Consider the following 26134-nt stretch of genomic DNA (forward strand, 5'->3'; position numbering starts at 1 on the left):
CCTAACTCTTTGTGGGTACTCCGTCAGATGCGTGCAGAAACGAAGCTTGAGCAGCTTGATCACCATCAATTCTCTTTGTCTTTGTGAGGGTTACCTTCGCCGCAATTGCAGCAATGTCGATTTACCAAGAGAGCCTGACAGGCTCCAACAGGAGAACCCCCGATGAGTAAATTCCTGGACCGGTTTCGCTACTTCAAACAGAAAGGCGAAACCTTTGCCGATGGGCACGGCCAGCTCTTAAACACCAACCGGGACTGGGAGGATGGATACCGTAACCGCTGGCAGCACGACAAAATCGTGCGTTCTACCCATGGCGTAAACTGCACGGGCTCGTGCAGCTGGCAGATCTTCGTGAAGAACGGTCTGGTCACCTGGGAAACCCAGCAGACTGACTACCCACGCACCCGCCCGGACATGCCGAACCACGAACCGCGTGGCTGCCCGCGTGGCGCCAGCTACTCCTGGTACCTCTATAGTGCGAACCGCCTGAAATACCCCCTGATGCGTAAACGCCTGATCAAACTGTGGCGTGAAGCGAAAGCGCAGCACAGCGATCCGGTTAATGCCTGGGCTTCCATCATCGAAGATGCGGAAAAAGCGAAAAGCTTTAAACAGGCGCGTGGTCGCGGTGGTTTCGTGCGTTCCTCCTGGCAGGAAGTGAACGAGCTGATTGCTGCTTCGAACGTTTACACCGTGAAAACGTACGGCCCGGACCGTGTCGCGGGCTTCTCGCCAATCCCGGCAATGTCGATGGTGTCTTACGCTTCTGGCGCGCGTTATCTCTCGCTGCTGGGCGGCACCTGCCTGAGTTTCTACGACTGGTACTGCGACTTGCCGCCAGCCTCTCCGCAAACCTGGGGCGAGCAGACTGACGTGCCGGAATCTGCCGACTGGTACAACTCCAGCTACATCATCGCCTGGGGTTCCAACGTTCCGCAGACCCGTACGCCGGACGCCCACTTCTTTACCGAAGTGCGCTACAAAGGCACCAAAACGGTTGCAGTAACGCCGGACTACGCCGAAATCGCCAAACTGTGTGATTTGTGGCTGGCACCGAAGCAGGGTACCGATGCGGCAATGGCGCTGGCGATGGGCCACGTTATGCTGCGTGAATTCCACCTCGATAAACCGAGCCAGTACTTCACCGATTACGTTCGCCGTTATACCGACATGCCGATGCTGGTGATGCTCGAAGAGCGCGACGGTTACTACGCGGCAGGCCGCATGCTGCGTGCCGCCGATCTGGTGGATGCGCTGGGCCAGCAAAATAATCCGGAGTGGAAAACCGTTGCCCTCGATAGCGAAGGTAACCTGACCGCGCCGAATGGCTCCATTGGTTTCCGCTGGGGTGAAAAAGGTAAGTGGAACCTTGAGCAGCGCGACGGCAGCAATGGTGCTGATGTTGAACTGAACCTCAGCCTGCTGGGTAAACAGGACGATATCGCGCAGGTCGGCTTCCCGTATTTCGGTGGTGACAATACTGAGCATTTTGCCGGCGTTGAACTCGATAACGTCCTGATGCACAAACTGCCGGTTAAACGCCTGCAACTGGCTGATGGTACCACTGCGCTGGTGACCACGGTTTACGACCTGACCATGGCGAACTACGGCCTGGATCGCGGTCTGGGTGATGAAAACTGCGCAACCCGTTACGACGAAATAAAAGCCTACACACCGGCATGGGCTGAGAAAGTAACCGGGGTTTCGCAGTCACAAATTATTCGCATCGCCCGTGAATTCGCCGATAACGCCGATAAAACACATGGCCGTTCGATGGTTATCATCGGCGCCGGGATGAACCACTGGTATCACCTCGATATGAACTACCGTGGGATCATCAATATGCTGGTCTTCTGCGGTTGCGTGGGACAGAGCGGCGGCGGCTGGGCACACTACGTAGGCCAGGAAAAACTGCGTCCGCAAACCGGCTGGCAGCCGCTGGCATTTGCCCTCGACTGGCAGCGTCCGGCGCGTCACATGAACAGCACCTCCTACTTCTATAACCACTCCAGCCAGTGGCGTTATGAAACAGTAACTGCGCAGGAGTTCCTGTCGCCGTTAGCGGATAAATCCCGCTACACCGGCCATCTGATCGACTTTAACGTGCGCGCTGAGCGTATGGGCTGGCTGCCGTCCGCGCCGCAACTGGGCACCAACCCGCTGCGTATCGCCGCTGAAGCGGAAAAAGCGGGTATGAGCGCGGTCGATTACACCGTTAAATCACTGAAAGACGGTTCACTGCGTTTCGCGGCGGAACAGCCGGAAAACGGCAAAAACCACCCGCGTAACCTGTTTATCTGGCGCTCCAACCTGTTGGGTTCTTCCGGTAAGGGTCACGAGTTTATGCTCAAGTACCTGCTGGGCACCGAACACGGTATTCAGGGCAAGGATCTTGGCAAACAGGGTGGTGTGAAACCGGAAGAAGTGGAATGGCACGACAACGGTCTCGACGGCAAACTGGATCTGGTCGTTACCCTCGATTTCCGCCTGTCCAGCACCTGTCTCTACTCCGATATCGTGCTGCCAACCGCAACCTGGTACGAAAAAGACGACATGAATACCTCGGATATGCATCCGTTTATTCATCCGCTTTCTGCCGCTGTTGACCCGGCATGGGAATCCAAAAGCGACTGGGAAATCTACAAAGGCATCGCCAAATCCTTCTCCGCGCTGTGCGTTGGGCATTTAGGTAAAGAGACCGATGTCGTGACGCTGCCGATTCAGCATGACTCCGCTGCGGAACTGGCGCAGCCGCTGGGTGTGAAAGACTGGAAAAAAGGCGAATGCGATCTGATCCCAGGCAAAACCGCGCCGCATATTATTCCGGTGGAACGCGACTACCCGGCAACCTATGAGCGCTTTACCTCTATCGGCCCGCTGATGGAAAAAATCGGCAACGGTGGTAAAGGCATCGCCTGGAATACCCAGAGCGAAATGGATCTGCTGCGTAAGCTGAACTACACCAAAGCGGACGGCCCGGCGAAAGGGCAGCCGATGCTCAATACCGCCATCGATGCGGCGGAAATGATCCTCACGCTGGCACCGGAAACCAACGGCCATGTGGCGGTTAAAGCCTGGGCTGCGCTGAGTGAATTTACCGGCCGCGACCATACGCATCTGGCCACGAATAAAGAGGAAGAGAAGATCCGCTTCCGCGATATTCAGGCGCAGCCGCGCAAAATCATCTCCAGCCCGACCTGGTCAGGCCTTGAAGATGAGCACGTTTCCTACAACGCAGGTTACACCAACGTGCATGAGCTGATCCCGTGGCGCACGCTCTCTGGTCGCCAGCAGTTGTATCAGGATCATCAGTGGATGCGTGACTTCGGCGAAAGCCTGCTGGTGTACCGTCCGCCGATTGACACCCATTCAGTGAAAGAAGTTATGGGCGTGAAATCCAACGGTAATCCGGAAAAAGCGCTGAACTTCCTGACGCCACACCAGAAATGGGGCATCCACTCTACCTACAGCGACAACCTGTTGATGCTGACGCTGGGGCGCGGTGGTCCGGTGGTGTGGATGAGCGATAAAGATGCCAAAGAGATCGGCATTGAGGATAACGACTGGATTGAAGTCTTTAACGCCAACGGCGCGTTGACGGCGCGTGCGGTTGTCAGCCAGCGTGTGCCGGCCGGTATGACCATGATGTACCACGCGCAGGAACGTATTGTGAACCTGCCAGGTTCAGAAATTACCGGGCAGCGCGGCGGGATCCACAACTCCGTTACCCGTATTACCCCGAAACCGACCCATATGATCGGCGGCTACGCCCAGCTGGCTTATGGCTTTAACTACTACGGCACGGTCGGTTCCAACCGTGATGAGTTCGTGGTGGTGCGTAAGATGAAGAACATTAACTGGTTGGATGGCGAAGGCAATGACCAGGTACAGGAGAGCGCAAAATGAAAATTCGTTCACAAGTCGGCATGGTGCTGAATCTCGATAAGTGCATCGGCTGTCATACCTGTTCAGTGACCTGTAAAAACGTCTGGACCAGCCGTGAAGGTATGGAGTACGCGTGGTTCAATAACGTGGAAACCAAACCGGGCACCGGCTTCCCGACCGACTGGGAAAACCAGGAAAAATGGAAGGGCGGTTGGATCCGTAAAATTAACGGCAAACTGCAACCGCGGATGGGTAACCGTCCGATGCTGCTGGGTAAAATTTTCTCTAACCCGCACATGCCGGAAATTGATGATTACTACGAGCCGTTTGATTTTGATTACCAGCGCCTGCATAACGCGCCTGAAGGTAAACATCAGCCGATTGCCCGCCCGCGTTCGGTAATAACCGGTCAGCGGATGGACAAAATCACCGCTGGCCCGAACTGGGAAGATGATTTGGGCGGCGAATTCGACAAGCTGAGCCGCGATCAGAACTTCGAGAACATGCAGAAGGCGATGTACGGCCAGTTTGAAAACACCTTCATGATGTATCTGCCGCGCCTGTGCGAACACTGCCTGAACCCGGCCTGTGTCGCGACATGCCCGAGCGGTGCCATCTACAAGCGTGAAGAAGACGGCATTGTGCTGATCGATCAGGATAAATGTCGCGGCTGGCGCATGTGCGTAACCGGCTGCCCGTACAAAAAAATCTACTTCAACTGGAAGAGCGGCAAATCCGAGAAGTGCATTTTCTGCTATCCGCGTATTGAAGCGGGTATGCCGACCGTGTGCTCGGAAACCTGCGTCGGCCGTATTCGTTACCTCGGCGTGCTGCTGTATGACGCTGACGCGATTGAAAATGCGGCCAGCACCGAGAGCGAAAAAGATCTCTACCAGCGTCAACTGGATGTGTTCCTCGATCCAAACGACCCGGCGGTGATCGCTCAGGCGCTGGAAGATGGCGTGCCGCAGAGCGTGATTGACGCGGCGCAGAAATCGCCGGTCTACAAAATGGCGATGGACTGGAAACTGGCGCTGCCGCTGCATCCGGAATACCGCACATTGCCGATGGTCTGGTACGTGCCGCCTCTGTCACCGATTCAGTCTGCCGCTGACGCGGGCGAACTGGGCAGCAATGGCATCCTGCCGGATGTTGAAAGCCTGCGTATTCCGGTGCAATACCTGGCAAACCTGCTGACCGCAGGCGATACCGGCCCGGTTCTGCTGGCGCTGAAACGGATGCTGGCAATGCGCCACTTCAAACGTGCGGAAACCGTTGACGGTGTTGAAGATACCCGCGCACTGGAAGAAGTTGGCCTGACAACCGCCCAGGCACAGGAGATGTACCGTTACCTCGCGATTGCTAACTATGAAGATCGTTTCGTGGTGCCGTCGAGCCACCGTGAGCTGGCGCGTGAAGCCTTCCCGGAGAAAAACGGTTGTGGCTTTAGCTTCGGCGATGGTTGCCACGGTTCGGACACCAAATTCAACCTGTTCAACAGCCGTCGTATTGACGCGGTGGATGTGACAGTGAAAACGGAGCCGCACCCATGATTGAACTGGTGGTTATTTCCCGTTTGCTTGAGTACCCGGATGCTGCCTTATGGCAGCATCAGCAGGAAGTTTTCGATGCGCTGGTGTCGGGTGAAAACCTGACCAAAGCCGACGCTCAGCAGGTTGGCATCTTCCTGCGTGATCTGACGTCTCAGGATCTGCTGGACGCGCAAGCGAACTACAGCGAATTGTTTGATCGTGGTCGCGCAACCTCACTGCTGCTGTTCGAACACGTCCACGGTGAGTCCCGCGATCGCGGGCAGGCGATGGTCGATCTGCTGGCGCAATATGAACGCCACGGCTTGCAACTGGATAGCCGTGAATTGCCGGATCATCTGCCGCTCTATCTGGAGTATCTGGCGCAACTGTCCTTTGCTGAGGCTATTGGTGGTTTGCAGGATATCGCGCCGATCCTCGCGCTGTTAAAAGCACGTTTAGCGCAGCGCGAAAGCCACTATGCAACGCTGTTCGATGCGTTGTTATCGCTGGCGAATACGCAGGTGGATAACGCGCAGGTCGCGGAAAAAATTGCCGGTGAAGCCCGTGATGATACGCCGCAGGCGCTGGATGCCGTGTGGGAAGAAGAGCAGGTGAAATTCTTCGCCGAACAGGGCTGCGGTGATTCTGATATCACCGCGCATCAGCGTCGTTTTGCGGGTGCCGTTGCACCGCAATATCTGAATATCACAACAGGAGGAGAGCGCTAATGCACTTCCTTAATATGTTCTTCTTTGACATCTATCCGTATATTGCCGGGGCGGTTTTCCTGCTCGGCAGTTGGCTGCGCTACGACTATGGTCAGTACAGCTGGCGGGCGGGCTCCAGCCAGATGCTGGATCGTAAAGGGATGACGCTGGCTTCGAACCTGTTCCATATCGGTATTCTGGGGATCTTTGCCGGTCACTTCCTCGGTATGTTAACGCCGCACTGGATGTATGAATCCTTCCTGCCGATTGAAGTGAAACAGAAGATGGCAATGATTGGCGGCGGTGCCAGCGGTGTGCTGTGTCTGGTTGGCGGTTTGTTGCTGCTGAAACGCCGCTTGTTCAACCCGCGTATTCGCGCGACCTCAACTGCGGCGGATATCCTGATTATGTCGCTGCTGATGGTGCAGTGTGCGCTGGGTCTGCTGACCATTCCGTTCTCTGCGCAGCATATGGACGGCAGCGAAATGATGAAACTGGTGGGCTGGGCACAGTCAGTTGTGACGTTCCATGTTGGCGCTTCCGCGCATCTTGAGGGCGTGGCCTTTATTTACCGTGTGCATCTGGTGTTGGGCATGACACTGTTTGTGCTGTTTCCGTTCTCCCGCCTGGTGCATATCTGGAGCGCGCCGGTAGAGTACCTGACACGCAAATACCAGATTGTTCGCGCCCGTCGCTAATCAGAAAAAGCCCCGCAACGCGGGGCTTTTTTTACTGTCGCGTTGGCATTGTCGCGGGCGCGCTTTTCCGCTCACCCCAGCCAAGGTTATTACCTGCGGCTGCCAGCAGAATTAACACGCCACCCGCCATTTGCACCGCGCTTAATGTATGCCCGAACAGCGCGTTATCCACCACAATCGCTACCAGCGGATAGATAAACGACAGCGAGCCAATCAGCGGGGTGGGTAGCTTTTGTATCGCGCTATACAACAACTGGTACATCACGCCGGTATGTACAATGCCGAGCGTTAACAAAATACCCCACGGGAATGTCCCGCCGGCCGCAGGCAGATGCACCAGCGGCAATAACATTACCGTGCCGGTTAATACCTGAATCAAGGCGATATGCTGCGGTGGAAGTTGCTTAAGGTGGCGGGTGATTAACGCGGTGACAGCATAGAAAAAAGCAGCCCCCAGCGCCATGGCAATGCCGGTAAGCCATTGCGTGTTCGGGTGATGTAATTCACTGAGCAACAGGAGCACCACTCCGGAAAACGCCAGTAACAGCCATCCCCACTTCGTAAGCGTAACGCGCTCGCCGAGCAACATACTCATCAGCACCAACATAAAAGGCTGGGTATTGTAGACCACGGTGGCCAGCCCTATTGAAATGCGGCTGTAAGCAGCGAACAGCAACAGCCAGTTAATCACCAGCGCGATACCGCCCGCTATCGCCAGCAGTAACACCGGGAACGCAAGGCGTGTGAACGGTTGTCTGCCAACGCGGATAAAAAGAAAAAGCGCGCCTGCACCAATCAGGCAACGCCAGAAAACGACATCAATTACCGGCAGACCGCTAAGCAGCACAAATGCGCCAATCGACCCGGAAATCAGCATTGCCAGGCTCATCTGCCAGGTGCCATTAGGGATAGTTTTCATTTTTCATCTCCTGAACGTTGTGGGCATATTGTGAAAAAACGGCGACCAGCTTTATATGGTTGTTGTAAGGTGTATGGCGATTAATTCCTTTAAAAATTAGGTGAAGATGATGGATTACCTTATTGACGATATCGACAGAGCGATTCTGGCCTGTCTGGCAGAGGATGCCCGCCAGTCGCTGAAGGTGTTAAGTGCGAGAGTGGGGCTGACATCGCCCAGTACGGCAGAACGGGTTAAACGGCTGGAAGAGCGCGGCGTGATTGAAGGCTATGGCGCGCGCGTAAACCTGACCATGCTGGATTACCGCTTGCAGGCGCTGGTGCGCGTCCGTCCGATGCCGGGTATGTTGCAGAAGGTGGATAAAATGCTCCAGGCACTGCCGGAGTGTATCGAGTGTGACAAAGTGACGGGAGAAGACTGTTTTGTTGTGCGGCTGGTGGTGCGCTCAATTGAGCAACTGGATACGTTGCTGGATGGCATTGCCGAATATGCGCAGTGCAATACGTCGATAGTGAAAAGCTCGCCGGTGAAACGGCGGTTACCGCCGCTGTAAGTTTCGACTGCCAGCCGCGCGACGCGCCTGGTTTCCCCGTTGCAGCAACGTTTTCTCGCTTTCGCTCGAGTCGAACCTTGGTCGAAGGTTCTCGTCCTTCCCCAAACGGAGAATGTGAAGGATTGACGCCATTATTGAGACTGAGGATTTATTTAAAGATGGTGGTGGGGGAAGGATTACTCGTCGCTTGCGCTCCTCGCCCTCCGGGCCGTTGCCTGCGGCAACGTTCTCTCGCTTTCGCTCGAGTCGAACCTTAATCGTAGGTTCTCGTCCTTCCCCAAACGGAGAATGTGAAGGATTGGCGCAATTATTGAGACTGAGGATTTATTTAAAGATGGTGGTGGGGGAAGGATTCGAACCTTCGAAGTCGATGACGGCAGATTTACAGTCTGCTCCCTTTGGCCGCTCGGGAACCCCACCAGGGGAAAATCAAATTGTCGATGCAAGATGTAGATGGTGGTGGGGGAAGGATTATTCGTCACTTCGTTCCTCACCCTTCGGGCCGTTGCCTCTGGCAACGTTCTCTCGCTTTCGCTCGAGTCGAACCTTAATCGAAGGTTCTCACCCTTCCCGATAAGTGCACGCATCAGAACCACTTAACGGTGTTATCACATCGCTGTGATGAATAATGGTGGTGGGGGAAGGATTCGAACCTTCGAAGTCGATGACGGCAGATTTACAGTCTGCTCCCTTTGGCCGCTCGGGAACCCCACCACGGGGCTACTACATTGTTGTGATGTTACGAAAGGGAAGGATTATTCGGAGCAAATGCTCCTCACCCTTCAGGCCGTTGCTTCTGGCAACGTTCTCTCGCTGGCACTCGAGTCGAACCTTCGAAGTCGATGACGGCAGATTTGCAGTCAGCTACCTTATGATCGCTCGGGAACCCCACCACGGGTAAAGCTATTTGTTACTGGCCTGCTTCCATCTCGGGAAGCGCGGCGCATCATATCAAATGACGCGCCGCTGTAAAGCGTTGAAACGAGAAAAATGAATCAGTTGTCTGCTTTTTGCCCGTAACGATGCAAAGCCGAACAACGCATTGAATTAATGGTTAAAGAATAATCGTGCGATTGCCGTAAACGAACACGCGTTGTGCTAAAACCTGATACAACGCGCGGCTCAACACGTTCTTCTCGACATCCCGACCCGCGCGCATCATATCCTCGGCGGTATAGGTGTGATCCACATGAATCACGTCCTGCATAATGATTGGGCCTTCATCCAGATTGTCATTTACGTAGTGCGCGGTGGCACCGATGATCTTCACGCCGCGCTCGTAAGCCTGATGATAAGGGCGGGCGCCAATGAAAGCAGGCAGGAACGAGTGGTGAATATTGATGATCTTATTCGGGAAGCGAGAGACAAACTCTGGCGTTAATACACGCATATATTTCGCCAGTACAACGTAATCCGGCTGGTGCGCTTCAATGGCCTGCGCCATCTGCTGATCATGGGCTTCACGCGTCAGGCCTTCATGGCTAACCAGTTCAAACGGAATATCAAAACGTTCAACCAAAGAACGCAGCGTTTCATGGTTGCCAATCACGGCGGCAATATCGACATCCAGTCCGCCATAATTTGCTTTCATCAGCAAATCGCCAAGGCAATGCGCCTCTTTGGTGACCAGAATGACGACGCGGCGACGACCGGCTGGATTCAGCTCGCGTACAGAACCTTCCGGGAGCGCACTATCGAGATCCGCAAGCAATGTGGCGTCGTTAAAAATACCTTCGAGTTCGGTACGCATAAAGAAACGCCCGGTGCGGTGATCGACAAATTCATTATTCTGCACAATGTTCAGTTCGTGCTTGTAACAAATATTGGTGATTCGCGCGATGAGGCCTTTCTGGTCTGGGCAAATGGTGCGCAAAATTTTACGTTGTGTTGAATGCATTGCCGGGTAAATCCTGTTGATGGTGTTTGCTATAAGGTGCTGGCAGGATTATTGTCCGCAGCACTTTTTAAATTTTTTACCTGACCCACAAGGGCAGGGATCGTTACGACCAAATTGCGGCCGCGTTCCGTCGATATAGTACCACTGGCCGTTCTCCTTTAAGAATCGGGAACGTTCGATAATTGCGCCGTCTTTACCGTGCTCATTAAACCGCGCCACAAAGCTGACGAAGCCTTCATTATCATTTTCGCCGTAAGCATGCTCAAATACCGTCAGACCGCGCCATGTGGTCGCCGCGAAGCCCGCTTCAATTTGCTGGCGGAACGCCTCAGCGCCACAAGATGGGTGCCAGGTTTTTACCAGGTATTCTGACTGATGTAACACAAAAGCCGTATAGCGCGATCGCATCAGGCGTGACGGATCCGGCGCAACCTGCGTACCAGACAGATAAGGCTGGCAACATAGGCTATACTCCAGAGCGCTACCGCAAGGGCAAGACTGTGACAAAATAGCATTCCAGGAATAAAAATAACGGCGCGTTGGCGCCAGGGTAGCGATATGTTAACTGAGCCGTAGCGCTGTGGCTACAGTAAGCCGGGGGAAGTAAAATACGCGTAATGAGAAAGGTAAAAATTGGTCTGGCGCTCGGTTCCGGCGCGGCCAGAGGTTGGTCGCATATCGGCGTGATTAACGCATTACAACGCGCGGGTATCGAAATTGATATTGTGGCGGGGTGTTCGATTGGCTCACTGGTCGGTGCCGCTTACGCGTGTGGACGTCTGCCGGCGCTGGAAAAATGGGTACGCTCTTTTCGTTACTGGGATGTGCTGCGGCTGATGGATCTCTCCTGGCAGCGTGGTGGTCTGTTACGCGGTGAACGCGTGTTCAATCAGTATCGCCAGTTGTTGCCGTTCGCGGATTTTAGCCATTGCCAGAAACGCTTCGGCGCCGTGGCAACCAACCTTAGCACCGGGCGCGAGCTATGGTTCACTGAAGGGGATTTACATCATGCTGTTCGCGCCTCCTGTAGTATGCCCGGATTAATGTCACCGGTTCCGCATAATGGCTACTGGCTGGTGGATGGCGCGGTGGTGAATCCCGTACCGGTTTCCCTTACCCGTGCGTTAGGTGCGGATGTGGTGATTGCCGTAGATTTGCAGCATGACGCCCATCTGATGCAGCAAGATCTGCTGTCGGTGAATCTTTCTAATAATGATAAAGACAGCGACACGGTTGCCACGCAGCGCTGGCATCAACGTCTGCGTGAACGGCTGGGGCGGATAACGCCAAAACGGCCAATCGCGCCTACAGCAATGGAAATCATGAGCACCTCGATTCAGGTGCTTGAAAACCGGCTCAAACGTAATCGTATGGCTGGCGATCCGCCAGATATTCTGTTGCAACCTCTCTGCCCACAAATTTCGACACTCGATTTTCATCGGGCAGACGCCGCTATTGCAGCGGGGCAACTGGCGACAGAAAAGAAAATGGATGAGTTGCTTCCGTTAGTACGGACCCTTTCGTAAGTAGAGTTTTTATAGACTTCAGCAAATTCTGACAGGCGATTATCGGCGAAGCATGCCACTATTGATCTATCGTCAGGCAGGGGAGATAAGATGACGCAGCCGTTGACCGGAAAACAGATACTGATCGTTGAAGACGAGCCCGTTTTCCGCTCTCTGCTGGATTCGTGGTTGCAATCTTTAGGCGCGATAACGCTGCTGGCGGAAGATGGAGTCGTTGCGCTCGAATTGTTGGCAGCAAATAAACCCGATCTTATGATTTGCGATCTTGCAATGCCGCGCATGAATGGCCTTGTTCTCATTGAGACGTTACGCAATCGGGGAATGCAAACGCCCGTGCTTGTGATATCGGCGACAGAAAACATGGCGGATATCGCCAAAGCATTGCGTCTTGGCGTTCAGGATGTCGTTCTTAAACCCGTTAAAGATCTTAATCGATTAAAAGAAACGCTCTTCGCCTGTCTTTATCCCAATATGTTTAATTCACGCGTTGAGGAAGAGGAGCGCTTGTTCCAGGATTGGGACGCGCTGGTCGATAATCCACAGGCCGCGGCGAATTTATTGCAGGAACTTCAGCCACCGGTACAACAAGTTATTTCCGGCTGTCGGGTTAATTATCGGCAACTTGTTTCTGTTGAAAGCCCCGGTCTGGTGCTTGATATCGCGCCGATATCAGGTCAGGATCTCGCGTTTTATTGCCTGGACGTGACGCGTGCAGAAAATAACGGCGTGCTGGCGGCGCTGCTGTTGCGCGCCTTATTTAATGGGTTACTGCAAGAACAACTTTCTCACCAGCGCCAGCGTTTACCCGAGATGGGCGCGCTGCTCAAGCAGGTAAATCAATTATTGCACCAGGCTAATTTACCCGGCCAGTTCCCGCTACTTGTGGGTTATTACCACAGTGAATTGAAAAACCTGATACTCGTTTCGGCTGGTCTTAACGCAACGTTAAATACCGGCGATCATCAAATTCAAATCAGCAATGGGGTGCCTCTCGGTACGCTTGGCAATACGTATTTAAATCAGTTGAGCCAGCGGTGCGACTCCTGGCAATGTCAGGTGTGGGGCGCCGGCGGGCGTCTGCGTTTAATGTTGAGCGCGGAATGAGCGATCGAATCATACATTGCAGATAGATTTACCCACCGCATAAAAACGGGTGGTACTATCGCCGCAGTTTATGCGTATTAGTCCTAATTAGATGTAAGCGCGTCCTTTTCAGACCTGGTCGATGGGTTGGTACTGATATACTCAGACGCGAGTTAATTCATGAACATGTTCAAGCATGGACAGTCCAGGAGATTTTCAATGGCTGCAATAAATTCGAAAGTGACTAAAGCAGTAATCCCGGTTGCGGGATTGGGAACCAGGATGTTACCAGCGACTAAGGCAATTCCTAAAGAAATGTTACCGCTGGTTGATAAGCCATTAATTCAGTATGTCGTAAATGAGTGTATCGCTGCCGGCATTACTGAAATCGTTCTGGTAACACATTCATCTAAAAACTCTATCGAAAACCACTTCGATACCAGCTTCGAACTCGAAGCAATGTTGGAAAAACGCGTAAAACGTCAGTTGCTGGAAGAAGTTCAGTCTATTTGCCCGCCGCACGTAACTATTATGCAGGTGCGCCAGGGGCTGGCGAAAGGGCTGGGACATGCCGTATTGTGCGCGCACCCGGTAGTAGGTAACGAACCCGTAGCGGTTATTCTGCCCGATGTTATTCTGGATGAATACGAATCCGATCTCTCCCAGGATAACCTGGCAGAGATGATTAAACGTTTTGACGAAACCGGTGCCAGCCAGATCATGGTTGAACCTGTGGATGATGTTACCGCTTACGGTGTGGTAGATTGCAAAGGCGCAACGCTGAATCCGGGTGATAGTGTTCCAATGGTGGGCGTGGTTGAAAAGCCAAAAGCTAACGTAGCACCTTCTAATCTTGCCGTTGTAGGTCGTTATGTTCTGAGCGCAGAAATTTGGCCGTTGCTGGCGAAAACCCCTCCGGGAGCGGGTGATGAGATCCAGCTTACCGATGCTATCGATATGCTAATCGAAAAAGAAACCGTAGAAGCCTATCATATGAAAGGCAAAAGCCATGACTGCGGTAATAAACTAGGCTATATGCGCGCATTCGTAGAATACGGTATTCGTCACAATTCGCTGGGCGAGGAATTTAAAGCCTGGCTCGAAGAAACCGTCGGCGCCGGGAAAGCATAATACGCTTTCTTTAGTCTGAATAAGGCTGGGGATAATAGTGCATTGCACTGCTTATCTCCGGCCTTTTTTATTTGTGAATGTTCCGAATGAAAAGGTTATGGCAGAGCTGTGCAGGAGATATCGCAAAAACAATAAATGAATTGACCAGGATTTGAGCAATATGCGTTTGAGAAACGTATATTCCAAATGCCATACACTATATTTGTGAAGAGAATGTGTGTTTGGTCAAAAAAAATCCCACCAGTCGGCGGGATCCTTTTGAAATCTGGCTTGATTACTCTTCGATCAGGAAATCGTCAAGTTGTTTGCCTTGTTCGTCCATTGCTTTTTTGATTACTGCCGGAGTACGACCCTGACCCGTCCAGGTTTTGGTCTCGCCATTTTCATCAACATAGCTATATTTAGCCGGGCGTGCTGCACGTTTTGCTTTAGTACCGGTTTTAGCGGTAACCATGCTGTTCAGCAATTCGTTCGGATCAATACCGTCAGCGATCAGCATTTCACGATATTGCTGTAATTTACGCGTACGCTCTTCAACTTCAGCTGCGGCAGCGCTTTCTTCCTCGCGGCGCTCATTAACCACAACTTCTAATTTCTCCAGCATCTCTTCGAGCGTTTCCAGAGTGCATTCTCTTGCTTGCGCACGAAGAGTACGGATGTTGTTCAGAATTTTAAGTGCTTCGCTCATTGTAGTAATCTCAAACTTATATTGGGGTGGTTTGTCGGGCTAATAATAGAGCGTTAATTTCGCCAGTGCAATAGCTGTGAATGTAAGGAATTCAAAATGCCGCTTTATTAAGTCGATTTATAAATATCGCTAACTTAAATTTTTCTTGAAGAAACGCACAAAAAACATCTTATACCGATGTACTGGCAGCGCCTTTGACGGCGTGTTTATGCATAAACTTCTGATTAATCTGATCCGTGTTTATAGCCATTATGGATAAATATCGACCTTGAGTATTCCAGCGTTGAATGTGCTTCTTCCTTAAATTATTAATAATTTCCGTATACTGGGGTGAGAATGTTCCGATTAAAAAAATTTGTAAGATCATGAATTTCTTATTGCTGTTTCTTTGGCAGTAACAACTCAGATGATTAACTATTGGAATATCTATGAGTCTGCTATCGAGGATTGATTTACTTCAATCGCGGAGCAACGGCAGGATGAGCAGATAAAATATGCTACACTCCGCGCCGGGAATATCACACTTTGATTGGGGTTTTGCACGCAATGGCACAGCTTTATTTCTACTATTCAGCAATGAATGCGGGGAAATCAACGGCGTTATTACAATCCTCTTACAATTATCAGGAAAGAGGGATGCGCACGGTGGTTTACACCGCCGAAATTGACGATCGCTTCGGAGCAGGCAAGGTTAGCTCTCGTATCGGCTTATCCTCACCAGCGCGTTTGTTTAATCACAACTCGTCGTTATTTGACGAAATCAACGCTGAGCATCAACAGCAAGCTGTGCATTGTGTGCTGGTTGACGAGTGCCAGTTTTTAACGCGCGAGCAGGTGTACGCCTTATCTGAAGTTGTCGATCAACTGGATATTCCAGTGCTTTGTTACGGTTTGCGCACGGATTTTCGCGGTGAGTTATTTGTGGGTAGCCAATATTTGTTGGCCTGGTCAGATAAACTGGTTGAGCTGAAAACTGTCTGTTTCTGTGGTCGTAAAGCCAGTATGGTGCTGCGCCTTGATCAAGAGGGGCGCCCTTATAACGAAGGCGAGCAGGTGGTTATTGGCGGCAATGAACGCTATATATCCGTGTGCCGCAAACACTACAAAGAAGCCCTGCACGAGGGATCTCTAACGGCGATCCAGCAACGCCTCAGAGGTTAGCTTTTCGTTTCCTCTCTTTAGTAATAAAAAAACCCGCCGAAGCGGGTTTTTTTATTAGCATTAACCATTAAGCGGGTTTCTTCGCTTTTTTGTCTGCTTTAACGGGAGCCGCTTCAGCTTTTACTACCGCTACTTCACCTTCTTTGTACTCACGACCGTAGAAAGTATCCAGCAGGATCTGTTTCAGTTCGGAGATCAGCGGGTAGCGCGGGTTCGCACCGGTACACTGGTCATCAAACGCATCTTCAGACAGCTTATCCACGTTTGCCAGGAAATCAGCTTCCTGTACGCCAGCTTCACGGATAGATTTCGGAATACCCAGTTCAGCTTTGATGCTTTCCAGCCATGCCAGCAGTTTTTCGATTTTCGCTGCGGTACGGTCACTGGCAGAAGTCAGACCTAAATGGTCTGCGATTTCTGCATAACGGCGGCGCGCTTGCGGGCGGTCATACTGGCTGAATGCCGTCTGCTTAGTCGGGTTGTCGTTCGCGTTATAGCGAATAACGTTACAGATAAGCAGGGCGTTAGCCAGACCGTGCGGAATGTGGAACTGCGAACCCAGCTTGTGCGCCATGGAGTGACACACACCAAGGAAGGCGTTGGCAAAGGCGATACCGGCGATGGTAGCGGCGCTATGCACACGTTCACGAGCAACCGGGTTTTTTGAGCCTTCGTTGTAAGAGGCTGGCAGGTTCTCTTTCAGCAATTTCAGCGCTTGCAGCGCCTGGCCGTCAGAGAACTCAGAGGCCAGTACGGAAACGTAAGCTTCCAGTGCGTGAGTTACCGCATCCAGGCCACCGAAGGCACACAGGGATTTCGGCATATCCATCACCAGGTTGGCATCGACAATCGCCATATCCGGCGTCAGAGCATAGTCTGCCAGTGGATATTTCTGACCTGTTGCATCATCGGTTACTACCGCAAACGGCGTAACTTCAGAACCGGTACCTGAAGTAGTGGTGATAGCGATCATTTTCGCTTTCACGCCCATTTTCGGGAACTTATAGATACGTTTACGGATATCCATAAAGCGCAGCGCCAGCTCTTCGAAATGGGTTTCCGGATGTTCGTACATTACCCACATAATTTTCGCAGCGTCCATCGGGGAACCACCACCCAGAGCGATAATTACGTCTGGTTTAAACGAGTTCGCCAATTCAGCGCCTTTACGCACGATAGTGAGTGTTGGATCTGCTTCAACTTCGAAGAACACTTCGGTTTCAACGCCAGCCGCTTTCAGCACAGAAGTGATCTGGTCTGCATAACCGTTGTTGAACAGGAAACGGTCAGTCACGATAAGCGCGCGTTTGTGACCATCAGTAATCACTTCATCCAGCGCGATTGGCAGAGAACCACGGCGGAAGTAGATAGATTTCGGAAGTTTGTGCCACAACATGTTTTCAGCTCGCTTAGCAACGGTTTTCTTGTTGATCAGGTGTTTCGGACCAACGTTTTCAGAGATGGAGTTACCACCCCAGGAACCACAACCCAGGGTCAGGGAAGGCGCGAGTTTGAAGTTATACAGGTCACCAATACCACCCTGAGAAGCCGGGGTGTTAATCAGGATGCGCGCGGTTTTCATCTTCTGACCGAAGTGAGCAACGCGATCCGGCTGATTATCCTGGTCGGTATACAGGCAAGAGGTGTGACCGATACCGCCCATAGCGACAAGTTTCTCTGCTTTTTCAACCGCGTCTTCGAAATCTTTCGCGCGGTACATTGCAAGCGTCGGTGACAGTTTTTCGTGTGCGAACGGCTCACTCTCATCGACAACTTTCACTTCGCCAATCAGGATCTTAGTGGTCGTTGGAACGGTGAAACCGGCCAGTTCAGCGATTTTGTAAGCAGGTTGACCAACAATAGCGGCGTTGAGCGCGCCATTTTTCAGGATAATGTCCTGAACTGCTTTCAACTCTTTACCCTGAAGCAGGTAACCGCCGTGGCTGGCGAAACGTTCACGAACCGCGTCATAAACAGAATCGACTACGACAACGGACTGTTCAGAAGCACAGATAACGCCGTTATCAAAGGTTTTAGACATCAGTACAGACGCTACTGCACGTTTGATATCGGCAGTTTCATCAATCACAACCGGGGTGTTACCCGCACCTACCCCGATCGCCGGTTTACCGGAACTGTACGCTGCTTTCACCATGCCCGGGCCGCCAGTAGCGAGGATCAGGTTGATATCCGGGTGATGCATTAATGCGTTAGACAGTTCTACAGACGGTTGATCAATCCAGCCGATCAGATCTTTCGGAGCACCGGCGGCAATGGCTGCTTGCAGTACGATATCAGCTGCTTTATTGGTAGCATCTTTAGCGCGCGGATGCGGGGAGAAAATGATGGCGTTACGGGTTTTGAGACTAATCAGCGATTTAAAGATAGCGGTAGAGGTTGGGTTAGTGGTCGGAACGATACCACAGATAATGCCGATTGGTTCTGCGATGGTAATCGTGCCGAAGGTGTCATCTTCTGACAGCACGCCGCAGGTTTTCTCATCTTTATACGCGTTATAAATATATTCGGAAGCGAAGTGGTTTTTAATCACTTTGTCTTCAACGATACCCATGCCGGATTCGGCAACCGCCATTTTTGCCAGCGGGATACGAGCATCTGCGGCGGCCAGAGCGGCAGCGCGGAAGATTTTATCTACTTGCTCTTGAGTAAAGTTGGCATATTCACGCTGGGCTTTCTTCACGCGTTCAACGAGTGCGTTAAGTTCAGCGACATTAGTAACAGCCATAATGCTCTCCTGATAATGTTTAAACTCTTTTAGTAAACCAGCTGCCTAATGGGAAAGTATAGACAGACCGGCTGCAGGTTGCGTAAGTTTCATAAAAACAAAGAGTTAACGCTAAACCATCCACCACTGATTTACTGAAAGAGCCTCGAGGAAACAACGCACTTACTGACACTTTTGAGCTCTTTTCGTGCCATCAAGATTACCCACTTCTGAGTAAGCAATGCGTGATCTATATCAAATTTCAGCGAAGCTGACACCTTTCAGCAGTCCATTTTTGGGCGTTTGTAGCAAATGTTAATGGCATATGGCCAGGCGCGCTCTAAGATTATCACAATTCCCACAACTGAATAACATGCTGTATTGCTGCGAATTTCCACGGAAATCATGATGAACTGCGCGGCGAAAACGCGTATCTTCTGCATGGATTTTCCTGTCGCGCCGATAGGTTATTTATCTGACACCGTTACAAAACCTACTGTGGAGCACATCGTGTTCGATCTTCCCCTCTATTTTAAATTTTTTATTGGCCTGTTTGCGTTGGTAAACCCGGTCGGCATTATTCCGGTTTTTATCAGCATGACCAGCTACCAGATGACCGCCGCGCGGAATAAAACGAATCTCACCGCCAATCTTTCCGTAGCCATTATTCTCTGGACGGCACTGTTTCTTGGCGATGCCATATTGCAGTTGTTTGGTATTTCGATCGATTCGTTCCGTATTGCCGGGGGCATTCTGGTGGTGACTATCGCCATGTCGATGATCAGCGGGAAACTGGGGGAAGATAAGCAGAATAAACAAGAAAAGTCAGAGACAGCCATTCGCGAAAGTATCGGCGTGGTACCACTCGCTTTGCCTTTGATGGCGGGACCGGGGGCAATCAGTTCCACCATAGTTTGGGGAACACGCTACCACACCGTTGAGCATCTGATCGGTTTCACCGTGGCGATCGCGCTATTTGCGCTCAGCTCCTGGGGGCTATTTCGTATCGCGCCTTGGCTGGTGCGTTTGCTTGGGCAAACGGGTATCAACGTAATAACACGTATTATGGGGTTATTACTTATGGCGCTAGGTATTGAGTTTATTGTCGCGGGGGCGAGATCGCTATTTCCTGGTTTGCTGAACTGATTCACTTCTTCCTTTAATAAGGAAATAAACGGTTGTCGTTATGCTTTCTTTTATATAGCGATGACCGTTGTATATAGAAAAATCGCTGTAAAGGAACGCGCAAAATCAGCAAAACATATGACGAATCCGCAAAACAGCGGAAAGTATAATAAATTACACTAATCAGAAAATCTTTTTCCTATCAGTGCATTATAAGTATAACGAATCTCTGCTGTGCGGAATTCGCGCAATCGCACCTGTTATTTCTGTCACATAATACTATTGGGCTTGCCGTGACATAATTGAAATGATATTAGTACTTTCAATGTTCTCGCAGATGAATGTGCTAAAAAGTAGTCAATTGTTGCTTTTTTGTGCAAAAAAGCACAGCATCGGTCTGAAAACATCACATGGTGGTGATGTTCATTTATCTCATTGATAATAATAGATAAAAAAGTAACAGGGAGGCTGAAAAGCTATCGCCTGTCGGTTGATGCTGTGTCGTAAAAGAGAAATGGTTAACAAATTTGCAAAATGTATTGGCGACAAAAGAGGGCATTTGTTATTTTCCGCCCATTATGTTTCTCGACCTTATAATTTGCAGAATAAACAGCTCAGATGAGAATCGTTTTCATATAAAACGGTTGTCATAGTGAATACCGCGCGCCTCGACAGGGGAGGCGCGTAACAGAATCGACGCAAGATTGCCGTTTGAGCAGTCCGTAATAAAAAAGTCGGTGATAGCAGCAGTAAAAAAAGATGTCTGATAGCGCCAAAAAGCTCCTGCGCTATACAGGCCCCCAACAGGGGATGAAACACGCTGGCGTGAACGTCAGTAATTATAATGAGTGGAGTAACAACACAATGTCCATCATCACAAAGAAAAGTCTGGTAGCTGCGGGGATTTTGACTGCACTGATTACCGGTAACGCGGCAATGGCTGCCGATGTACCGGCAGGCGTTCAACTGGCGGAGAAGCAAACGCTGGTTCGTAACAACGGTTCTGAAGTTCAATCTCTCGACCCGCATAAAATCGAAGGGGTTCCTGAATCCAACATCAACCGCGACCTGTTTGAAGGTCTGCTGATCTCCGATGTTCAGGGTCACCCGACGGCTGGTGTTGCAGAGACGTGGGATAATAAAGATTTTAAAGTTTGGACCTTCCATCTGCGTAAAAATGCGAAATGGTCCGACGGTACGCCTGTAACGGCGCATGATTTTGTTTATAGCTGGCAGCGCCTGGCGGATCCGAAAACCGCTTCTCCGTATGCGAGCTATCTGCAGTACGGTCACATCGCCAATATCGACGATGTTATCGCTGGCAAAAAACCGACCAGCGACCTTGGCGTAAAAGCAATTGATGATTACACCTTTGAAGTCACCCTGAGCGAGCCAGTTCCTTATTTCTATAAACTGCTGGTTCACCCATCTGTTTCCGCTGTGCCTAAAGCCACCATTGAAAAATTCGGCGAAAAATGGACCCAGCCGGCGAACATCGTGACCAACGGTGCTTACAAACTGAAAGATTGGGTGGTCAACGAACGTATCGTTCTTGAGCGCAACACCAATTACTGGGATAACGCGAAAACCGTTATTAACCAGGTCACTTACCTGCCAATCTCTTCTGAAGTAACAGACGTTAACCGCTACCGCAGCGGCGAAATCGACATGACTTATAACAACATGCCGATCGAACTGTTCCAGAAGTTGAAAAAAGAGATCCCTAAAGAAGTACACGTTGACCCGTACCTGTGTACTTACTACTACGAAATTAACAACCAGAAAGCCCCGTTCACAGACGTTCGCGTTCGTACCGCGCTGAAACTGGCGCTGGATCGCGACATCATCGTCAACAAAGTGAAAAACCAGGGCGATCTGCCGGCATACAGCTACACGCCGCCGTACACCGATGGTGCAAAATTGACTGAACCGGCCTGGTTCAAAATGACCCAGGAACAGCGCAACGCAGAAGCGAAAAAACTGCTGGCCGAAGCGGGCTACACCGCAGACAAACCGCTGTCGTTCAGCCTGCTGTATAACACCTCCGATCTGCATAAAAAACTGGCGATTGCTGTGGCTTCCATCTGGAAGAAAAACCTTGGCGTAGACGTGAAGCTGGAAAACCAGGAGTGGAAAACCTTCCTCGACACGCGTCATCAGGGCACCTTTGATGTTGCACGTGCGGGCTGGTGTGCGGACTACAACGAGCCGACCTCCTTCCTGAACACCATGCTTTCTGACAGCTCCAACAACACCGCGCACTATAAGAGCCCGGCGTTTGACAAGCTGATCGGCGACACGCTGAAAGTCACTGACGAAGCACAGCGCAGTGAGCTTTATTCCAAAGCTGAACAGCAACTGGATAAAGACTCGGCGATCGTTCCGGTTTACTACTATGTGAACGCCCGTCTGGTAAAAACCTGGGTTGGTGGCTACACAGGTAAAGACCCGATGGATAATATCTACGTTAAAAACTTGTATATTATCAAGCATTAATGGCAATGAGTGGGGCAGGGTTACCTGCCCCACAGTGTCTTATTTTATCGCACCAGAACACACATCGGTCGCAGGCTTAACCGCCTGAAAGAGAATGTGTAAAAGGCACAGGCCAGAAGGTACGGGCAATGTTGAAATTTATCCTACGTCGCTGTCTTGAAGCGATCCCAACACTTTTCATTCTTATTACCATCTCGTTCTTTATGATGCGTCTCGCACCGGGAAGTCCATTTACCGGTGAACGTGCGCTGGCGCCAGAGGTCATGGCGAATATTGAAGCGAAATATCATTTAAACGACCCGATCACCACGCAATATTTCAGTTATCTGAAGCAGCTGGCGCATTTCGATTTCGGGCCGTCATTCAAATACAAAGACTACACGGTGAATGACCTGGTAGCGGCAAGCTTCCCGGTTTCCGCAAAATTAGGTGCGGCGGCCTTTATTCTGGCCATTGTCTTTGGCGTTACGGCCGGTGTTATCGCCGCGCTTAACCAAAACACCAAATGGGACTATACGGTGATGGGGCTGGCAATGACCGGGGTTGTTATCCCGAGTTTTGTTGTTGCACCGTTATTGGTGATGATCTTTGCCATCATACTGAAGTGGCTGCCGGCGGGTGGCTGGAACGGTGGGGCGTTGAAATTCATGATCCTGCCGATGGTGGCGTTGTCTCTGGCCTACATCGCCAGCATTGCACGTATCACCCGCGGTTCGATGATTGAAGTTCTGCACTCCAACTTTATCCGCACAGCGCGTGCGAAAGGGTTGCCGATGCGCCGAATCATTTTCCGCCATGCGCTCAAGCCTGCGCTTTTGCCGGTGCTCTCCTACATGGGGCCTGCGTTCGTCGGCATCATTACCGGTTCCATGGTTATCGAGACCATTTATGGTCTGCCAGGTATCGGCCAGCTGTTCGTTAACGGCGCGCTGAACCGCGACTATTCTCTGGTATTAAGTCTTACCATTCTGGTCGGTACGCTGACTATCATGTTTAACGCGATTGTTGATGTGCTCTATGCCGTTATCGATCCGAAGATTCGTTATTAATACTGGAGTTCGCCATGATGTTAAGTAAGAAAAACAGCGAGGCGCTGGAAAACTTCAGTGAAAAACTTGAAGTCGAAGGACGAAGCCTGTGGCAGGACGCACGCCGTCGCTTTATGCATAACCGCGCTGCGGTAGCTAGCCTAATTGTATTGTTGCTGATAGCCCTGTTTGTGACATTAGCGCCGATGCTGTCGCAGTTTAGTTATTTCGATACCGACTGGGGCATGATGTCCAGCAAGCCGGATATGGAGTCCGGTCACTATTTTGGTACTGACTCTTCCGGTCGCGACCTGCTGGTGCGCGTGGCGATCGGCGGGCGTATCTCGCTGATGGTCGGTATTGCCGCCGCGCTGGTGGCTGTAATTCTGGGAACGCTGTACGGTTCACTCTCCGGTTACCTGGGCGGCAAAACGGACTCGGTGATGATGCGTTTGCTGGAGATCCTCAACTCCTTCCCGTTCATGTTCTTCGTGATCCTGCTGGTGACGTTCTTTGGGCAAAACATTCTGCTCATTTTTGTTGCTATCGGCATGGTTTCCTGGCTCGATATGGCTCGTATTGTGCGTGGCCAGACTTTGAGCCTGAAACGTAAAGAGTTTATCGAAGCGGCGCAGGTCGGCGGGGTTTCTACCGCGAATATCGTTGTGCGCCACATTGTGCCAAACGTACTGGGCGTGGTGGTGGTGTATGCCTCACTGCTGGTGCCAAGCATGATTCTGTTCGAATCTTTCCTGAGCTTCCTCGGCCTGGGTACCCAGGAGCCGCTGAGCAGCTGGGGCGCGCTGTTAAGCGACGGTGCGAACTCGATGGAAGTGTCGCCGTGGTTGCTGCTGTTCCCGGCAGGTTTCCTGGTTATCACTTTGTTCTGTTTTAACTTTATCGGCGATGGCCTGCGTGATGCCCTCGATCCGAAAGATCGTTAAGGAGTGCTGTTATGAGCATAACTGAAACCTCATTCGCGTCGGCGACGCAGCAGCAATCCAATCTCCTGCTGGACGTGAAAGATCTGCGTGTTACCTTCCAGACCCCGGATGGCGACGTCACGGCGGTGAATGACCTGAACTTCTCGCTGCGTGCCGGTGAAACGCTGGGTATCGTGGGTGAATCGGGTTCCGGTAAATCCCAGACGGCGTTTGCGCTGATGGGGTTGCTGGCGGCGAACGGGCGCATTGGCGGCTCGGCGACGTTCAACGGCAAAGAGATCCTTAACCTGCCGGAGCAGGCGCTGAACAAACTGCGCGCCGAGCAGATCTCGATGATTTTCCAGGACCCGATGACTTCGCTGAACCCGTATATGCGCGTGGGTGAGCAGTTGATGGAAGTCCTGATGTTGCACAAAGGCATGAACAAAGCGGAAGCATTTGAAGAGTCCGTCAAAATGCTCGATGCAGTAAAAATGCCGGAAGCGCGTAAACGCATGCGCATGTATCCGCACGAGTTTTCCGGTGGTATGCGCCAGCGTGTCATGATTGCAATGGCATTAATGTGCCGACCAAAACTGCTTATCGCCGATGAACCGACTACCGCGCTGGACGTGACGGTACAGGCGCAGATCATGACCCTGTTGAACGAGCTGAAACGCGAATTCAACACCGCAATTATTATGATCACCCATGACCTGGGTGTTGTTGCCGGCATCTGTGACAAAGTGCTGGTGATGTACGCTGGCCGTACCATGGAGTATGGCAAAGCGCGTGATGTGTTCTACCAGCCATCGCATCCGTACTCTATCGGCCTGCTGAATGCGGTACCGCGCCTCGACACGGAAGGCGAAGCGTTGTTGACCATTCCGGGTAACCCACCGAACTTGCTGCGGCTGCCGAAAGGCTGCCCGTTCCAGCCGCGCTGCCCGCACGCGATGGAAATCTGTAACAGTGCTCCACCGCTGGAGGAGTTTGCCCCGGGCCGTTTGCGCGCCTGCTTTAAATCGGTGGAGGAACTGGTATGAATACCGCGATTGATGAGAGAAAAGTGCTGCTGGAAATCGCCGATTTAAAGGTGCATTTCGACATCAAAGATGGCAAGCAGTGGTTCTGGCAACCGCCGAAAACCCTGAAAGCAGTTGATGGCGTTACGCTGCGTCTGTACGAAGGGGAAACCCTCGGCGTAGTAGGTGAATCCGGTTGCGGCAAGTCAACTTTCGCCCGTGCCATTATTGGCCTGGTGAAAGCCACCGACGGAAAAGTGGCCTGGCTGGGTAAAGATCTGCTGGGCATGAAGCAGGAAGAGTGGCGCGACGTGCGCAGCGATATCCAGATGATTTTCCAGGATCCGCTGGCATCATTGAACCCACGTATGACCATCGGTGAAATCATCGCCGAACCGCTGCGCACCTATCATCCGAAAATGTCGCGCCAGGAAGTGCGCGATCGCGTTAAAACGATGATGATGAAAGTGGGGCTGCTGCCGAACCTGATTAACCGCTATCCGCATGAGTTCTCCGGTGGTCAGTGTCAGCGTATCGGTATTGCCCGCGCGCTGATCCTCGAACCGAAACTGATCATTTGTGATGAGCCGGTTTCCGCGCTGGATGTATCAATTCAGGCGCAGGTCGTTAACCTGCTGCAGCAACTGCAACGTGAAATGGGGCTGTCGCTAATCTTTATCGCTCACGATCTGGCGGTAGTGAAGCATATCTCCGACCGTGTGCTGGTAATGTACCTCGGCCATGCGGTAGAGCTAGGCACTTATGATGAGGTGTACCAGAACCCGCTGCACCCGTATACCAAAGCGCTGATGTCGGCGGTGCCGGTTCCGGACCCGGATCGGGAAAAGAACAAGACAATACAGTTGCTGGAAGGGGATTTGCCGTCACCAATCAACCCGCCGTCGGGCTGTGTGTTCCGTACTCGCTGCCCGATTGCCGGGCCTGAGTGCGCGCAGACACGTCCGGTGCTGGAGGGCAGCTTCCGTCATGCGGTCTCCTGCCTGAAAGTCGACCCGCTATAATCCACGCATA

General features: G+C 51.7%; 20 protein-coding genes, 2 tRNA genes and 3 other RNA genes. 15 read left to right on the top strand and 10 right to left on the bottom strand.

Annotated features, from left to right (window positions below):
- The first annotated feature begins 162 nt into the window (after positions 1 to 162).
- Genes C813_RS33450 through narI form a run of 4 tightly spaced genes read left to right on the top strand, consistent with a single transcriptional unit; the run spans position 163 to position 6822 of the window.
- A complete protein-coding gene (locus C813_RS33450; RefSeq protein ID WP_017457152.1) occupies positions 163 to 3906 on the top strand; it encodes a nitrate reductase subunit alpha in 3744 nt (1247 codons plus the stop codon).
- Positions 3903 to 5438 carry a nitrate reductase subunit beta gene (gene narH, locus C813_RS33455; RefSeq protein WP_017457153.1) on the top strand — a complete coding sequence of 512 codons (1536 nt, stop codon included), beginning with the start codon at positions 3903 to 3905 and terminating at the stop codon, positions 5436 to 5438. Before C813_RS33450 ends, narH begins: the two co-directional genes overlap by 4 nt.
- Entirely contained in the window at positions 5435 to 6145 is a 711-nt protein-coding gene (gene narJ, locus C813_RS33460) for a nitrate reductase molybdenum cofactor assembly chaperone (protein WP_017457154.1), read from the top strand. Before narH ends, narJ begins: the two co-directional genes overlap by 4 nt.
- Complete coding sequence (gene narI, locus C813_RS33465; protein WP_017457155.1) at positions 6145 to 6822, top strand: respiratory nitrate reductase subunit gamma; 678 nt, start codon at positions 6145 to 6147, stop codon at positions 6820 to 6822. Before narJ ends, narI begins: the two co-directional genes overlap by 1 nt.
- A 31-nt stretch (positions 6823 to 6853) precedes the next feature.
- Here narI and C813_RS33470 read toward each other — a convergent pair whose 3' ends face one another.
- Positions 6854 to 7741, bottom strand: a complete 888-nt coding sequence (locus C813_RS33470) for a DMT family transporter (RefSeq protein ID WP_017457156.1) — start codon at positions 7739 to 7741, stop codon at positions 6854 to 6856.
- A gap of 109 nt (positions 7742 to 7850) precedes the next feature.
- On the opposite strand from C813_RS33470, the gene C813_RS33475 reads away from it, so the two are divergent.
- Positions 7851 to 8294 (top strand): Lrp/AsnC family transcriptional regulator, encoded by a 444-nt coding sequence (locus C813_RS33475; RefSeq protein WP_025263592.1) that lies wholly within the window; start codon positions 7851 to 7853, stop codon positions 8292 to 8294.
- Between the two features lie 159 nt (positions 8295 to 8453).
- Here the strand turns inward: C813_RS33475 and C813_RS33480 are convergent.
- From C813_RS33480 to C813_RS33510, 7 genes are all read right to left on the bottom strand, one after another.
- Positions 8454 to 8586: non-coding RNA, RtT sRNA (locus tag C813_RS33480), on the bottom strand.
- A 43-nt stretch (positions 8587 to 8629) separates the two neighbouring features.
- A tRNA-Tyr gene (locus C813_RS33485) sits at positions 8630 to 8714 on the bottom strand.
- Between the two features lie 34 nt (positions 8715 to 8748).
- A non-coding RNA gene (locus C813_RS33490) (RtT sRNA) lies at positions 8749 to 8880 on the bottom strand.
- 43 nt (positions 8881 to 8923) lie between these two features.
- Positions 8924 to 9008, bottom strand: a tRNA-Tyr gene (locus C813_RS33495).
- 30 nt (positions 9009 to 9038) lie between these two features.
- A non-coding RNA gene (locus tag C813_RS33500) (RtT sRNA) lies at positions 9039 to 9155 on the bottom strand.
- A gap of 193 nt (positions 9156 to 9348) precedes the next feature.
- Complete coding sequence (purU, locus tag C813_RS33505; RefSeq protein WP_016495830.1) at positions 9349 to 10191, bottom strand: formyltetrahydrofolate deformylase; 843 nt, start codon at positions 10189 to 10191, stop codon at positions 9349 to 9351.
- Positions 10192 to 10239: 48 nt separating this feature from the next.
- Positions 10240 to 10698, bottom strand: a complete 459-nt coding sequence (locus C813_RS33510; protein WP_017457158.1) for a YchJ family protein — start codon at positions 10696 to 10698, stop codon at positions 10240 to 10242.
- A gap of 110 nt (positions 10699 to 10808) precedes the next feature.
- On the opposite strand from C813_RS33510, the gene rssA reads away from it, so the two are divergent.
- From rssA to galU, 3 genes are all read left to right on the top strand, one after another.
- On the top strand, positions 10809 to 11717 hold the full coding sequence (gene rssA / locus C813_RS33515) for a patatin-like phospholipase RssA (RefSeq protein WP_017457159.1): 909 nt from the start codon (positions 10809 to 10811) through the stop codon (positions 11715 to 11717).
- A 90-nt stretch (positions 11718 to 11807) separates the two neighbouring features.
- Positions 11808 to 12821 (top strand): two-component system response regulator RssB, encoded by a 1014-nt coding sequence (gene rssB / locus C813_RS33520; protein ID WP_017457160.1) that lies wholly within the window; start codon positions 11808 to 11810, stop codon positions 12819 to 12821.
- Positions 12822 to 13019: 198 nt separating this feature from the next.
- Positions 13020 to 13931, top strand: coding sequence for a UTP--glucose-1-phosphate uridylyltransferase GalU (gene galU / locus C813_RS33525; RefSeq protein WP_017457161.1), 912 nt, complete (start codon positions 13020 to 13022; stop codon positions 13929 to 13931).
- Between the two features lie 274 nt (positions 13932 to 14205).
- Here galU and hns read toward each other — a convergent pair whose 3' ends face one another.
- On the bottom strand, positions 14206 to 14619 hold the full coding sequence (gene hns / locus C813_RS33530; RefSeq protein ID WP_017457162.1) for a histone-like nucleoid-structuring protein H-NS: 414 nt from the start codon (positions 14617 to 14619) through the stop codon (positions 14206 to 14208).
- A gap of 546 nt (positions 14620 to 15165) precedes the next feature.
- Between hns and tdk the strand changes: the two genes are divergently transcribed.
- Positions 15166 to 15780, top strand: coding sequence for a thymidine kinase (gene tdk / locus C813_RS33540; RefSeq protein ID WP_017457163.1), 615 nt, complete (start codon positions 15166 to 15168; stop codon positions 15778 to 15780).
- A 67-nt stretch (positions 15781 to 15847) separates the two neighbouring features.
- Here the strand turns inward: tdk and adhE are convergent, their stop codons facing one another.
- Positions 15848 to 18526, bottom strand: coding sequence for a bifunctional acetaldehyde-CoA/alcohol dehydrogenase (gene adhE / locus C813_RS33545; protein WP_017457164.1), 2679 nt, complete (start codon positions 18524 to 18526; stop codon positions 15848 to 15850).
- A 477-nt stretch (positions 18527 to 19003) separates the two neighbouring features.
- On the opposite strand from adhE, the gene C813_RS33550 reads away from it, so the two are divergent.
- From C813_RS33550 to oppF, 6 genes are all read left to right on the top strand, one after another.
- Positions 19004 to 19651, top strand: coding sequence for a YchE family NAAT transporter (locus tag C813_RS33550; RefSeq protein WP_025263593.1), 648 nt, complete (start codon positions 19004 to 19006; stop codon positions 19649 to 19651).
- Positions 19652 to 20494: 843 nt separating this feature from the next.
- A complete protein-coding gene (gene oppA, locus C813_RS33555) occupies positions 20495 to 22126 on the top strand; it encodes an oligopeptide ABC transporter substrate-binding protein OppA (RefSeq protein WP_025263594.1) in 1632 nt (543 codons plus the stop codon).
- Positions 22127 to 22254: 128 nt separating this feature from the next.
- Positions 22255 to 23175, top strand: a complete 921-nt coding sequence (oppB, locus tag C813_RS33560) for an oligopeptide ABC transporter permease OppB (RefSeq protein WP_017457167.1) — start codon at positions 22255 to 22257, stop codon at positions 23173 to 23175.
- Between the two features lie 14 nt (positions 23176 to 23189).
- Positions 23190 to 24098 (top strand): oligopeptide ABC transporter permease OppC, encoded by a 909-nt coding sequence (gene oppC / locus C813_RS33565; protein ID WP_016495841.1) that lies wholly within the window; start codon positions 23190 to 23192, stop codon positions 24096 to 24098.
- Positions 24099 to 24109: 11 nt separating this feature from the next.
- Positions 24110 to 25123, top strand: coding sequence for an ABC transporter ATP-binding protein (gene oppD / locus C813_RS33570; protein ID WP_017457168.1), 1014 nt, complete (start codon positions 24110 to 24112; stop codon positions 25121 to 25123).
- Positions 25120 to 26124, top strand: a complete 1005-nt coding sequence (gene oppF / locus C813_RS33575; RefSeq protein ID WP_016495843.1) for a murein tripeptide/oligopeptide ABC transporter ATP binding protein OppF — start codon at positions 25120 to 25122, stop codon at positions 26122 to 26124. Before oppD ends, oppF begins: the two co-directional genes overlap by 4 nt.
- The last annotated feature ends 10 nt before the right edge of the window (positions 26125 to 26134 follow it).

Origin of the sequence: Kosakonia sacchari SP1, from assembly GCF_000300455.3 — a bacterium.
Lineage (GTDB): Bacteria > Pseudomonadota > Gammaproteobacteria > Enterobacterales > Enterobacteriaceae > Kosakonia > Kosakonia sacchari.